This window comes from Stenotrophomonas sp. STEN013 (genome assembly GCF_056760355.1).
In genome coordinates, this window is the sequence record NZ_JBRREO010000003.1 from 55856 (window position 1) to 68237 (window position 12382).

The window sequence follows — 12382 nt, forward strand, 5'->3', positions numbered from 1 at the left end:
GAAAATGCACAAGAAGAAGCGCCATGACCGGAAGATCATGGCGCTGCGGATGGAACGGGGATGATCAGCCGTGGCTCAGGCGGCTTGCTGCATGCGCAGCGAGCGGACCAGTCCGCCGATATCGACAATCAACGCCACGCGTCCATCGCCGAGGATGGTGGCGCCGGAGACGCCGGCGATGCGGCGATAGTTGTTCTCGATGTTCTTGACCACCACCTGTTGCTGGCCGACCAGTTCATCCACTTCCAGTGCGATCTTCTGGCCATCGCCCTCGACCACGACCACCAGCGGATCGGCATTGGTCCGGCCGCTGTAGCCATAGTGCTCACTCAGCGACAGGATCGGCAGGTACTCGCCCCGCACGCGCAGCACACGGCCTTCGCCGGCCATGGTGCGGATGTCATCGGCCTGGGGCTGCAGCGCTTCGAGCACGTAGGCCAGCGGCAGGATCAGGGTTTCACCGGCTACCGACACGGTCATGCCGTCGAGGATGGCCAGGGTCAGCGGCAGCCGGATCAGCACACGGGTGCCGGCGCCGGTATTGCTTTCCAGCTGCACTTCGCCGCCCAGCGCCTGGATATTGCGGCGGACCACGTCCATGCCCACGCCGCGTCCGGATAGCTCGGTCACCGCATCGGCGGTGGAGAAGCCGGGCTGGAAGATCAGATCCCAGACCTGCGAATCGGTCGGGTTGTCGGGCACGTTGAGGCCGCGCTCGTAGGCTTTTTCCAGAATCTTGGCGCGGTTCAGGCCGCGGCCGTCGTCGCTGACTTCGATCACGATATGGCCGCCCTGATGCGAGGCCGCCAGGGTGATCGTGCCGGTCTCGTCCTTGCCGGCGGCGCGACGTACGTCGGGCATTTCCAGGCCATGGTCGATCGAGTTGCGCACCAGATGGACCAGTGGATCGGCGATCTTCTCGATCAGTCCCTTGTCCAGTTCGGTGCCTTCGCCGATCGTGCGCAGGCGGACCTGCTTGCCCAGTCGCGAGGACAGGTCACGGACCAGCCGCGGGAAGCGGCGGAACACGGCGTCCACCGGCAGCATACGCACGCTGATGACGGCTTCCTGCAGGTCGCGGGTGTTGCGTTCGAGCAGGTCCAGCCCGGCGAACAGCTGTTCGGCGTGGACCGGATCCAGGCCGCCGGACACCTGCTTGAGCATGGCCTGGGTGATGACCAGCTCGCCGACCAGGTTGATCAGCGCATCGACCTTGTCCACGCTGACACGGATCGAGCTTTCGGCTTCGTGGCTGTTGCCGCTGGGGGTGGCAGCGGCGGCCGGTGAGCGCGCCGGTTCGGCGACGGCGCCGTTCTCGATAGCCGGCATCGCCAGACTCGGCGGTGCGGACGGACGGATATCCAGCTCGCAGTCGTCCACCACCCAGGCGAAGGTGTCTTCGATCTTGCTGCGTGGCACCTTGCCGATCAGGCCCAGATCCCAGGCCAGGTAGGCTTCCAGCGGATCGAGCTGGTTGAAGCCGGGCAGGCGCTCCACGCGCGCGGCCACCTGCAACGAGCCCAGGGTCTCCAGTTCGCGGATGATGCGCAGCGGGTCGTTGCCGCTCATGAACAGTGACGGCGCCGGGGTGAAGCCGATCTGCCAGCCGTCCGGGGTTTCGTCTTCGGTTTTGGCGGCGGCCACCGGGGCGGCCTGGCCGGAAAGCACGGCCTGCAGACGGGCGGTCACGGCCTGCACGGCCTGCGGATCGGCCGGCTGGCCATGCTCCACTTCCCGCAGCAGCGCGCGCAGCACATCCACCGAGGTCAACATCGCATCGATGGCGGCCGGTTCCAGTGCCCGCTTGCCGGCACGCAGCTCGTCCAGCAGCGTTTCCAGCACATGGGTCAGATTGGCCATGGCGTCGAAGCCGAACGTCCCGGCGCCCCCTTTGATCGAGTGGGCGGCGCGGAACACCGAGTTGATGATCTCCGGATCCAGTTGCCCGCCTTCCAGCGCCAGCAGGCCAGCTTCCATTGCGTCCAGTCCTTCGCGGCTTTCTTCGAAGAAAGTGGCGTGGAAACGTTGCAGGTCCATGCTCATCAGCGGGTTCCGTGGTGGGGGCGGGGAGGGCGATCAGCCCAGGACTTTCTGGACGGTGGCGACGAGCTGTTCGGGGTTGAACGGCTTCACCAGCCAGCCGGTGGCACCGGCGGCCTTGCCTTCGGACTTCTTGTCGGCCGCCGATTCGGTGGTAAGCATCAGCATCGGGGTGAACTTGTAGTCGGCCAGCTGGCGCAACTCGCGGATCAGCGAGATGCCGTCCATGTTGGGCATGTTCACGTCGGTCACCACCGCGTTGAAGCGCTGGCCTTTGGCGCGGCCCAGGGCCACGGCGCCGTCTTCGGCCTCCTCGACGGAATAGCCGGCCGAAGTAAGGGCGAAAGAGACCATCTGGCGCATCGACGCCGAATCGTCCACCACCAAGATACGTGCGCTCATGCGGCGTTCTCCACAGATTTCAGTTGATCAGAGGTTGCTTCCAGCCCGAAGGTCTGGAGGACGCCGAGCAGTCGCGCGGCGTCGAGGAAGGTGTTGGTGCCGTTGTCGAAGACGGTGCTATGGCCTGCCTGGCGGCGGGCGATCACAAAGGCGCACAGCACCTGCACGGCGGCGGTGTGGATGCGGCCGACCTGGCTGGCATCCACGCGCAGCTCGCCGGTCTGTTCCAGATAGGGGGCAAGCTGTTGTTTCAAATCGCTGCTGGTCTCGATGCCGAGATCCTGCGCCAGTGCCACTGTGCTCATCATTGCTCCGGACGAACGTTACTAGGGCAATTAGCGGCCGCTTCTGGCGCATCTTTAGCGCTGTCGCCGCGCCGGATGGCCGGCAGGGCAGCGGCGCCGGGGTCAGTGCAGCAGCTGCGCGGCATCCAGCAGGATCATCGGTTGCCGGCCAAGGCGGGCCACGCCACGGAACAGCGCGTTGGAAATCTGGCAGATGCGCGCGGTATCGGGTGGCTCGATCTGGGAGTCGGTCAGGTTGGCCACGTCCTCCACCGCCGACACACGCAGTCCCAGGGTGTCGCCGTTCTCTTCCAGCACCACGATGCGGGTCTGGCTGTCCTCGATGATCGGTGCAAAGCCCAGGTGCAGGCCCAGATCAATCACCGGAACCACCTGGCCGCGCAGGTTCATGATGCCCAGCATCGAGGGCGCGGTGCCGCGCAGACCGAGCAGCGGCACCGGCAGGACCACTTCCTGGACCTTGAGCAGTTCCAGCGCATAGGTCTGGCCGCCGCAGCGCAACCGCAGCCAGCGCGAGGTGCGCTCGCTGGCTCGGCGCTGGCGTGGCTGGTAGGCCTCGCGGGCCTGCGCCTGCAAGGTGGCCCAGGCATTGCCAGTCGCCGGGGCGGGCGGCATCGCCGCCGCCATGCGCGGCGGGGGGGCTGTCGCAGGCGCCGGAGCGGCGACGGCTGCCGCGACGGCGACCGGCGCCGCATCGACGATGGGAGCCGGCTCGGATTCGGACACCGTTGTCGGCCCTGCCGCTGCGGGTTCTGGCAGTGGTTCAGACAGCGGTTCGGGTTCCGGTTCGGGCTCGGGTACAGCCGGCAGCGCCATGGCGATGGCCTCGACCGCTGCCGCAGGCGCGGCCGGTACTACGGTTTGCAGCAGTTCGCCCAGGTAGTCATCCAGCACGTCGGTGTTGCTCATGCCGCCTGCTCCAGCTGGCTGGCATCGGCGCCGCGCAGCCATTCCAGCGCCCGCCGGTAGGCCAGCAGCGCACGACCGGGATAGGCGTCGCCGATCGCCGGTACCGTCAGCGCGTTCGGGTTGGAGATGCTGGTGTCTACCGGGATCGCCTCGTCCCAGACACGCGCGCCGTGCCGGTCCTGCATCTGCTTGAGGGTTTCGTTGCCGGTGCGGGTGCGGCGGTCGAACAAGGTCGGCAGGATCGAGATCGGCAGCGGACGCTGGCGCGAGCGCTCGACCATCTCGCCCGTGCGGACCATGCCGTCGAGCCCGTGCAGCGCCAGCGGCTCGGCCTGGGTGGGAATGATCAGACGATCGGCGGCGGCCAGCGCGTTGATCATCAGCAGGCCCAGCGTGGGCGCGCAGTCCAGCAGGATGTAGTCGTGCTGCCCGCCATGGCGGGTGAACGCCTGTTGCAGGGCGAGCCCCAGCCCGGGCTGGTTGGCGCTGCGGCGCTCCAGCGTGGCCAGAGCCGCCTGGGCGCACAGGTAATCCAGGCCGGGAATGCGGCTGGCATGGCTGAGCGTGCCGATGTCGGCCGGCGGCGTGGCGAACAGCTCCAGCACGCCGGTCGGTGCCGGTTCGAGCGGGACGCCGAACGCGCGGGTCAGCGAGGAGTGCGGATCCAGGTCGATCAGCAGGACCTTGTGGCCCAGCGCGGCCAGGCCGCGGCCCAGCGCCAGCGTGGTTGTGGTTTTTCCAACGCCACCTTTCTGGTTGGCAACGGCCCAGATACGCATCAATGCACTCCTTCAATAGCATCCGTCAGGACCGGGCTGGCGGCCCGGGCTGGCGGGGGGGCGCCGTCGCCGGCGCTGGCCGGCGCAGGGGCGTCGGCAGCCGCGGTGGTGATGCCGTCGGACAGCGCGTCCACGCTGGCGGCGGAATCGGCCAGGATGATCACCATCACCCGGCGGTTGCGGTTGCGGCCTTCGGCCAGCGTGTTGCTGTCGCGCGGGCGGAATTCGCCGTAGCCCACCATCGCCAGCCGGTCCGGCTGCACCCCATGGTCGGCGAACAGGTGCACCACGCTGGCCGCGCGCGCGGCCGACAGTTCCCAGTTGGACGGGAACTGCGCGGTGGCGATCGGCAGGTTGTCGGTATGGCCCTCCACGCGCACGCCATTGGGCGCGGCCTGCAGCACTTCGGCCAGTTTGGCCAGGGTTTGCCGGGCGTCGCGGTCCAGTGCCGCCGAGCCGGTGCCGAACAGGATGTCGCTGTTGATCTCGACCTCGATCCACAGCTCGGTGCGGCGCACGGTGATCACACCTTGTTTGACCAGCGGAGCCAGGGCTTCGCTGAGCTGGTCGGCGATCTGGTTGAGCTGGCGCTCGGCCCGTTGCAGCTGCGCGTGGTCGCGCATCGATACGGGCATGCGCATCTGCGAGGCCATCGCCGGCAAGCGGGTAGGGTCATTCATCGCGCCGCCGGTCATGCTTGGGGCGCGGATCACCGAGGGGCTGTCAAAACCGCCCCCCTGCAGCTGCTGGTTGCCCACCTGCACCTGGCTGACGGTACGCGGCGCGCCGCCGAAGGCGGTGGTCAACGCATCGGCCATCACCCGGTATTTGCCCTCGTTGACCGAGGAAATGGCATACATCACCACGAAAAAGGCGAGCAGCAGCGTCATCAGGTCGGCATACGGGATCGCCCATGCCTCGTGGTTGCCGTGTTCTTCGTGTGGTTTGCGACGGGCCATGGCTCAGTTCACGAAGCCGGCCAGGCTGGTTTCGATATTGCGCGGGTTCTCGCCCTGGGCAATGGCGATCAGCCCTTCGATGATCATCTCGTGCTCGCGGCTGTTGTGGGCGATCACGCCCTTGAGCTTGGCGGCCACGGGCAGGAACAGCAGGTTGGCCGAGGCGATGCCGTAGATGGTGGCGGTGAACGCCGCGGCGATGCCGTGACCAAGCTTGCTCGGATCGGCCAGGTTCTTCATGACCGCGATCAGGCCCAGCACCGCGCCGATGATGCCCAGGGTCGGGGCGTAGATGCCCATGCCCTCGAACACCTTGGTCGCGGCCAGGTCACGGTGTTCCTGGCTGCCCAGTTCGATCTCCATGATGTGGCGGATGGTTTCCGGCTCCACGCCATCGACCACCAGTTGCAGGCCTTTGCGTACGAACGGGTCGTCCTGCAGCTCCACCTGGGGTTCCAGCCCGAGCAGACCCTGGCGGCGGGCGATGTTGCTCCAGTCCACGATCTGCTGGATCAATGCCTGACGGTCACTTTCCGGTGGCCGCACCACCCAGCGCACGATCTTGAAGGCGTGCTTGAAGACGGCCGGCGAGGTGTGCAGCAGGATCGCCGCCGCCGTGCCGACGATGACGATCACAAACGCCGCCGGCGACCACAGCGACGACAGCCCGGCACCTTTCAGGATGCTGCCGCCGACCAGCGAGGCCAGCGCGAGAAAAAGTCCGATGATGCTGAGTCTGTCCATTTGAAAGATATCGGCCTTGAGTGGGGCTACTTGAACGGGAAGCGTCAGTCCTGCGGGTTGCGCAGGCCATCGACGTCGAGGATCAGCGCCATGCGGCCATCACCGATCAGGGTCGCGCCGGCGTAGCCCGGCAGACCGCGCAGCGCCTTGGGCAGGGGTTTGATCACCACTTCTTCGCGGCCACGCACCTGATCCACCACCAGGCCGAAGCGCGCTTCGCCGACCTGCAGCACGACAATGGTCAGCAGCTGCGAGGCCGCCGGGGTCACGTCCAGCCAGCGGCGCAGGTCCACCAGCGCTAGCGTGTGCGACTTGCGGTCCAGTACCGCGCGGCCGTCGAACCAGCCCAGCGCGGTGGCCGGGGCGTGCAGCACTTCCATCACGCGCGCCAGCGGCAGCGCGTAGACATCCTGCCCGGCCTGCACCAGCAGCGTCGGCAGGATTGCCAGGGTCAACGGCACACGGATCAGGAAGCGGCTGCCGCGACCGAGTTCGGACTGGATCTGGATCTGGCCGCTGAGTTCGCGGATGCGCGACTGCACCACGTCCATGCCCACGCCGCGGCCGGAGATATCGGTGACCTGCTGTTTGGTCGAAAAGCCGGGCAGGAACACCAGGTGCAGGCATTCCTCGCTGCTCAGGCGGGCGGCGGCTTCCGGATCGATCAGGCCCTTCTCGCGGGCCTTGGCGCGCAGGCGCTCGGGATCGATGCCGGCCCCGTCATCCTGGATCTCGATGGAGACGTAGTCGCCTTCCTGCTGCGCGGTCAGGCGGACCTGGCCCACGCGCGGTTTGCCCTGCGCTTCACGCAAGTCGGGCGCTTCCACGCCGTGGTCGATGGCGTTGCGCACCAGGTGCACCAGCGGATCGGCCAAGGCTTCGACCAGATTGCGGTCCAGCTCGGTGTCGGCGCCGATCAGCTCCAGGTCCACTTCCTTGTTCAACGAGCGGGCCACGTCACGGGCGACCTTGGGGAAGCGCGAGAACACCTTGCCGACCGGCTGCATGCGCGTGCGCATGACTGCCGATTGCAGGCGCGCGGTGGCGATATCCAGGGTGGACACGGCCCGATCCAGTTCTTCGTCCTTCAATCGCGTACGCAGGGTCTTGAGACGGTTGCGGGCCAGTACCAGCTCACCGATCAGGTTGACGATGGCATCCAGCCGCTTGGTGTCCACGCGTACCGTCTGCTCGGCTTCGGTCGCCTTGCCTGTGGCTTTGGGCGGCGGTGCCGGCCGGGAGGCCGGGGCAGGAGGCGTTGCCGTTGCGGCGGGCGCTGGCGGCGCAGCGGCAGCAGGTTGCGCGCCCGGGGCGGCGCCTCCATGCAGCTGGTCGAGCAACGCTTCAAACTCATCTTCGCTGATCAGGTCATCGCCCGCTTTGGCTGCGGGGGCCGCGCCGGGCGCGGTGGGGCCGTGCAGGGCGTCCAGCAGCGCTTCGAACTCGTCCTCGCTGATCAGGTCGCTGTCGGCGGCGGCCGGCGCGGTCTTCACCGGCGCAGCGACGGGCGCCGCGCCGATGTCGAACTGGGCGATCAGGCTGGCCGGGGCGTGGGCCGGGTCGGTGCCGGCGGAGACCGCATCGAGCATCGACTGCAGCCAGTCCAGCGATTGCTGGGCGGCATCGAAATGATGGGCCAGCAATTGGGCCTTGCCGGACCGGGCCATGCCCAGGGTTTCTTCTGCCGCATGGCACAGCTCGACCATCGGCGTGATCGACAGGAAGCCGGCGCCGCCCTTGAGCGTGTGGAAACCGCGGAACACCACATTGAGCTGGTCGGCATCCTGCGGGGCCTGTTCCAGCGCCACCAGTTGCTCGCCGAGGCGATCGAGGATTTCCTGCGCTTCAAGGATGAAGTCGGCGGCGATGTCGTCGGCAAAAGCACTCATGTGTTTACAGCCCCAGATCCGAGAGCAGGTCGTCAGCGTCATGCTGGGAGACGGCGTGGCGGTCCAGGCCGCTGACCGCCGGGCCAGCCAGCCCGGCATTGCGCGTGTCTTCCTCCGGCGGCGGCAGCCCCAGCGCACCGAAACCTTCGTGTACGCGGCGGACGATGCCGACCACGCGACGGATGATCTGCCCGGTCAGATCCTGGTAGCTCTGGGTCAGTGCCACCTCGGTGAGGTTGTGGCGGATGCGGTCCAGGATCACGTCCTGGCCGGGATTCAGGCCTTCGGCGCGCAGCTGTTCGGTCAGCGTGCGGCATTCCTCGGCCAGGTCCAGCGTGCGATGGGTCGCTTTTTCGGTCATCTCGACCACGTGGTCCAGCCGCGCGCAGGCATCGTCCAGCTCGCCGGCATCGGTGGAAATGCTGGGCAGTTCGCCCAGCGCCTGGCCCAGTTCGCGGGCCAGCCGGCCCAGGCCGGCCATCATCGGCTGGGTGCGCAGCGCGGCCAGCGCGTCGATTTCCCGACGCCAGCCGGCTTCGTCACCGCTCTCCAGTGCGGCCAGTGCATCCTGCAGGCGCTGGATCAGGGCGCTCTTGTCGCCCAGGGTTTCGCTGTGACCGGCCATCAGGCGCTCGCCGCCAGACGCTCGAAGATCTTGCCGAGCTTTTCTTCCAGGGTCTGCGCGGTGAACGGCTTGATGATGTAGCCGTTCACGCCGGCCTGGGCCGCTTCGATGATCTGTTCGCGCTTGGCCTCGGCGGTGACCATCAGCACCGGCAGGGTCTTGAGCCTGGCGTCGGCACGGATCGCCTTGAGCAGCTCGATGCCGGTCATCACCGGCATGTTCCAGTCGGTGACAACGAAATCGAACGGCTGGCTCTGCAGCAGTGACAGCGCCGCATGCCCGTCCTCGGCTTCCGCGGTATTGGTGAAGCCCAGGTCGCCGAGCAGGTTCTTGACGATGCGGCGCATGGTCGAGAAGTCATCGACGATCAGGATGCGCATGTTCTTGTTCAAAGGGCTTTCCTCTTCATGGTTCCTCGAGACCGGCGTCTGCCGCCTCGAATATCTTCAATCGGCCGCGCAGGCGCAGCGTGGCCTGGCCGTGGATCTGGCAGACACGCGATTCGCTGACACCCAGTACCGCGCCGATTTCCTTCAGGTTCAATTCCTGCTCGTAGTAGAGCGAGAGCACCAGCTGTTCGCGCTCGGGCAATTGGGCGATGGCCTTGCCCAGTTCGGCGCCGAACTGGCTGCGTTCGAGCATCTGCTGCGGGGTCGGGCCGCCGCTGGCCGGCGTGTCCAGCTCGCCCTGGTCCTCGATCCGCGATTCCAGGCTCAGCACCTGGCCACGCGAGGCGTCTTCGATCAGCCGCATGTACTCGGGCAGCGGGATGTCCATGGCCTCGGCCACCTCGGTGGCGCTGGCGGCACGGCCGCTGGCCTGCTCCAGCCGGCGGATGGTGCCGGCCGCTTCACGGGCACGCCGGTGCACCGAGCGTGGCACCCAGTCGCCGCGCCGGATCTCGTCGATCATCGAGCCGCGGATGCGGATCGAGGCATAGGTCTCGAACGATGCTCCTTGGTCGGCATCGTAGCTGCGCGATGCTTCCAGCAGACCCATCATCCCGGCCTGGATCAGATCGTCGATCTCCACGCTGGCCGGCAGGCGCGCGGCCATGTGATGGGCGATGCGGCGTACCAGGTCCGCGTGCTGGGCGATGCAGTCATTGCTGCTGGCGCGTTGCACTTCACGGTACTGGGCGGCGGGATTCATGCAGGCACCCCGCGCTGGATGATGCGTTCCAGGAAGAACTCGACGCCGCCGCGGGCTTCGGTCGGGGCTTCCCAGCGCGAGGTTCGCAGCGCGATTTCCTGGAGGGCCAGCGCGGCCGGCGAAGACGGATACGCCTTCACCACCGGCTGCTGGCGCTGCACCGAGAGGCGCAGCCAGTCGTCCTGCGGCACGCAGCCCAGGTAATTCAGCGATACATCCGCCAGGAACTTGTCGCACACGCGCACCAGCTTCTCGTACAGCACGCGGCCTTCGTTGGGGTCGCGCACCATGTTGGCCACGACCTGCATGCGGTCCACACCGCGTTCGCGCGAGAGCACCTTGATCAGCGCATAGGCGTCGGTGATCGAGGCCGGTTCGTCGCAGACCACCACCACCGTGTCCTGCGCGGCCTGGCAGAAGGTCAGCACGCTGTCGGTGATGCCGGCAGCCGTGTCGATGATCATCACGTCCAGCTCGCGCTCAAGCTCGGAGAACACGTTGACCAGACCGACATGCTCGGCCGGCTGCAGCTCGGCCATGTGCCGGCGACCGGATGCGGCCGGCACCACCAGCACGCCGTTGGGGCCTTCGATGATCACCTCGTCCAGCGTGCAGCGCCCGGCGACCAGGTCGGCCAGGGTGTGCTTGGGCTGCAGGCCCAGGATCACGTCGATGTTGGCCAGGCCCAGGTCGGCGTCCAGCAGCAGGGTGCGTTTGCCCATGCCGGCCAGGGCGACGGCCATATTGGCCGAGACGTTGGTTTTACCCACGCCGCCCTTGCCGCCGGTGATCGCAATCGTGCGTACCGGACCGGCCGGCTCGCGACGCGTGGCCGAAAGCGGGAAGGTGTTGGTCAGTTGGGCGTACTCACGCGACGGCATTGTTGGACTCCAGGTTGCAGGGCATATCGGCCGCGCGGCGCAAATCTTCAAGGCGAAGTACAAGATTCGCCGCCGAGGCGCGATGCAGGTCCTCCGGCACGTCCTGGCCGTCGGTCACCCAGGTGATCGGCAGGTTGTGGTCCACCGCCACCGACAGCGCCGAACCGAACCGGCCGGTCTCATCGAGCTTGGTCAGCACCAGCCCCTGCGGATTGGCGGCGCCGAAGCGGCGTACCACCTCGTCCATGTCCTGGAAACTGGTATTGGCAGGCAGTACCAGCAAGGTGCGGATCTGGCCGGCGGCGCGCAGCCACTGCAGCTGGGCGGCCAGGGCGCGGTCGCGCTGGCCCAGGCCGGCGGTGTCGATCAGCACCAGCTTGTAGTCGGCCAGGCGCTCCAGCAGCTGGTTGAGATTGGTGCCGCTGTTGGCCTCGTGCACGGCCACGCCGAGCTGGCGGCCGAAGCCGTAGAGCTGCTCGCGGGCGCCGATGCGCTGGGTGTCGGTGGTGACCAGGGCCACGTCGCGGGCGGCGTGGGCTTCGGCAAAACGCGAGGCCAGCTTGGCGATGGTGGTGGTCTTGCCGGCGCCGGTGGGGCCGACCAGGGCGATGACGCCGCCGCTTTCGATCGGGTCGATCGGCGCGATCGGCAGCTTCTTCGAGACCAGCCCCAGCATCAGGCCACGGGCGCGGGCCGGATCGGTCTCCAGCGGAATCTGCATGACCACGTCCCGGGCCAGACCGGCGTCGAAGCCGTATTCGTCCATCAGGTCCAGCGCGCTGGCCCGCACGGCGCTGCCGCGCAGGCGCTCATCGGTGAAGCGGTTCATCTCGCGCTCGATCAGCTGGCGCATGCCGGCCACTTCCTGGCGCAACTCGCGCATCTGCGCATCGTCGTGCGGGACCGGGCTGGCCACGGCGACCAGTGCCGGGGCGGCCGCCGCCGTGGAGATGGCAGGTGCCGCGGCCGGTTCCGGCAAGGCCGGCAGCTGTGGCGGGGTCGCCGGCGTGCTGGCAGCTTCCGCAGCGGGCGCCACTTCAAAGGTGGGCTCCGCCGCGGGTTCCAGCGTTGGATCGATCAGGAAATTGGCGCGGTTGAGCGAGGGCACCGGCGCGGCCTGCAGCGGCTGCGAGGCGGCAACGGCAACCGGCTGCCTGGCGCTGCCCGGCGCGAGGAAGGCCGGCACCACCGGTTCGTCATCACACGGCGGCAGCGTGGCGAACGTCTGCGGCGGCAGCGATGTCGCTGCGGGAGCTGGTTCCGGGCGCGGCTGCAGCATCGCGGCGAAACGGCCGCGGGCGGGCACGTCGGTGCTGCTCTCGATGGAGCGGCCGGTGGCGCCCACGGCCGAGCGGGCCAGCGCGGCCACCGCCGAGGTGGTGGGAATGACGGCTTCCGGCTCCGGCGCCTTGCGGCGGGTCACGGCGGCCATGATCGCTTCGGCGGCACTGCGCGGCTTGGGCGGCGCCGGCGGGGCCGGGCGGGCCGCTTCCAGTGCGCGCTGCACCACGGCTTCGTCGTAGCTGGCGGCCGCCACGATCTCGACACCTTCCTCGATCCGCCGGTTGGACAGGATCACGGCATCCGGGCCGTGCTCCTTGCGCACCAGGTTCATGGCCGTACGCATATCGGCGGCGACGAAACGTTTGATTTTCATGCTGTGGTACCGGGAATTGGAGTGCGGTTGCAAGGAAGGC

12 protein-coding genes and 1 pseudogene are annotated in these 12382 nt (G+C 67.8%); all 13 read right to left on the reverse strand.

Translation table 11 applies throughout. The features are described 5' to 3' along the window. Positions 1–75 precede the first annotated feature (75 nt). Entirely contained in the window at positions 76–2043 is a 1968-nt protein-coding gene (locus ACVOMH_RS08075) for a chemotaxis protein CheA (RefSeq protein WP_481551613.1), read from the reverse strand. Between the two features lie 33 nt (positions 2044–2076). Further along, the gene (locus ACVOMH_RS08080; RefSeq protein ID WP_054656753.1) at positions 2077–2442 is read right to left on the reverse strand and encodes a response regulator; all 366 of its coding nucleotides are present in this window, start codon (positions 2440–2442) and stop codon (positions 2077–2079) included. Continuing rightward, a complete protein-coding gene (locus ACVOMH_RS08085; RefSeq protein ID WP_054656754.1) occupies positions 2439–2747 on the reverse strand; it encodes an STAS domain-containing protein in 309 nt (102 codons plus the stop codon). Before ACVOMH_RS08085 ends, ACVOMH_RS08080 begins: the two co-directional genes overlap by 4 nt. Before the next feature lie 102 nt (positions 2748–2849). Continuing rightward, positions 2850–3653: pseudogene (locus tag ACVOMH_RS08090) on the reverse strand (chemotaxis protein CheW); the annotation flags it as partial. Further along, positions 3653–4435 (reverse strand): ParA family protein, encoded by a 783-nt coding sequence (locus tag ACVOMH_RS08095; protein WP_481551614.1) that lies wholly within the window; start codon positions 4433–4435, stop codon positions 3653–3655. The gene ACVOMH_RS08095 and the pseudogene ACVOMH_RS08090, both read right to left, overlap by 1 nt. Next, a complete protein-coding gene (gene motD, locus ACVOMH_RS08100; RefSeq protein ID WP_057506486.1) occupies positions 4435–5394 on the reverse strand; it encodes a flagellar motor protein MotD in 960 nt (319 codons plus the stop codon). The genes ACVOMH_RS08095 and motD overlap by 1 nt, the downstream gene beginning before the upstream one ends. Before the next feature lie 3 nt (positions 5395–5397). After that, positions 5398–6138 (reverse strand): flagellar motor protein, encoded by a 741-nt coding sequence (locus tag ACVOMH_RS08105; protein ID WP_057506487.1) that lies wholly within the window; start codon positions 6136–6138, stop codon positions 5398–5400. A gap of 44 nt (positions 6139–6182) precedes the next feature. After that, a complete protein-coding gene (locus ACVOMH_RS08110; RefSeq protein WP_057506488.1) occupies positions 6183–8027 on the reverse strand; it encodes a chemotaxis protein CheA in 1845 nt (614 codons plus the stop codon). A 4-nt stretch (positions 8028–8031) separates the two neighbouring features. Beyond that, the gene (locus ACVOMH_RS08115; RefSeq protein ID WP_481551615.1) at positions 8032–8652 is read right to left on the reverse strand and encodes a protein phosphatase CheZ; all 621 of its coding nucleotides are present in this window, start codon (positions 8650–8652) and stop codon (positions 8032–8034) included. Further along, positions 8652–9044, reverse strand: coding sequence for a chemotaxis response regulator CheY (cheY, locus tag ACVOMH_RS08120; RefSeq protein WP_054660041.1), 393 nt, complete (start codon positions 9042–9044; stop codon positions 8652–8654). Before cheY ends, ACVOMH_RS08115 begins: the two co-directional genes overlap by 1 nt. 13 nt (positions 9045–9057) lie before the next feature. Next, complete coding sequence (locus ACVOMH_RS08125; RefSeq protein WP_054660043.1) at positions 9058–9804, reverse strand: RNA polymerase sigma factor FliA; 747 nt, start codon at positions 9802–9804, stop codon at positions 9058–9060. Next, positions 9801–10685 (reverse strand): MinD/ParA family ATP-binding protein, encoded by an 885-nt coding sequence (locus ACVOMH_RS08130; RefSeq protein WP_054660045.1) that lies wholly within the window; start codon positions 10683–10685, stop codon positions 9801–9803. Before ACVOMH_RS08130 ends, ACVOMH_RS08125 begins: the two co-directional genes overlap by 4 nt. Next, positions 10672–12342: a flagellar biosynthesis GTPase FlhF gene (gene flhF / locus ACVOMH_RS08135; RefSeq protein WP_481551616.1), complete on the reverse strand. Its 1671-nt coding sequence runs from the start codon at positions 12340–12342 to the stop codon at positions 10672–10674. The genes ACVOMH_RS08130 and flhF overlap by 14 nt, the downstream gene beginning before the upstream one ends. Positions 12343–12382 lie beyond the last annotated feature (40 nt).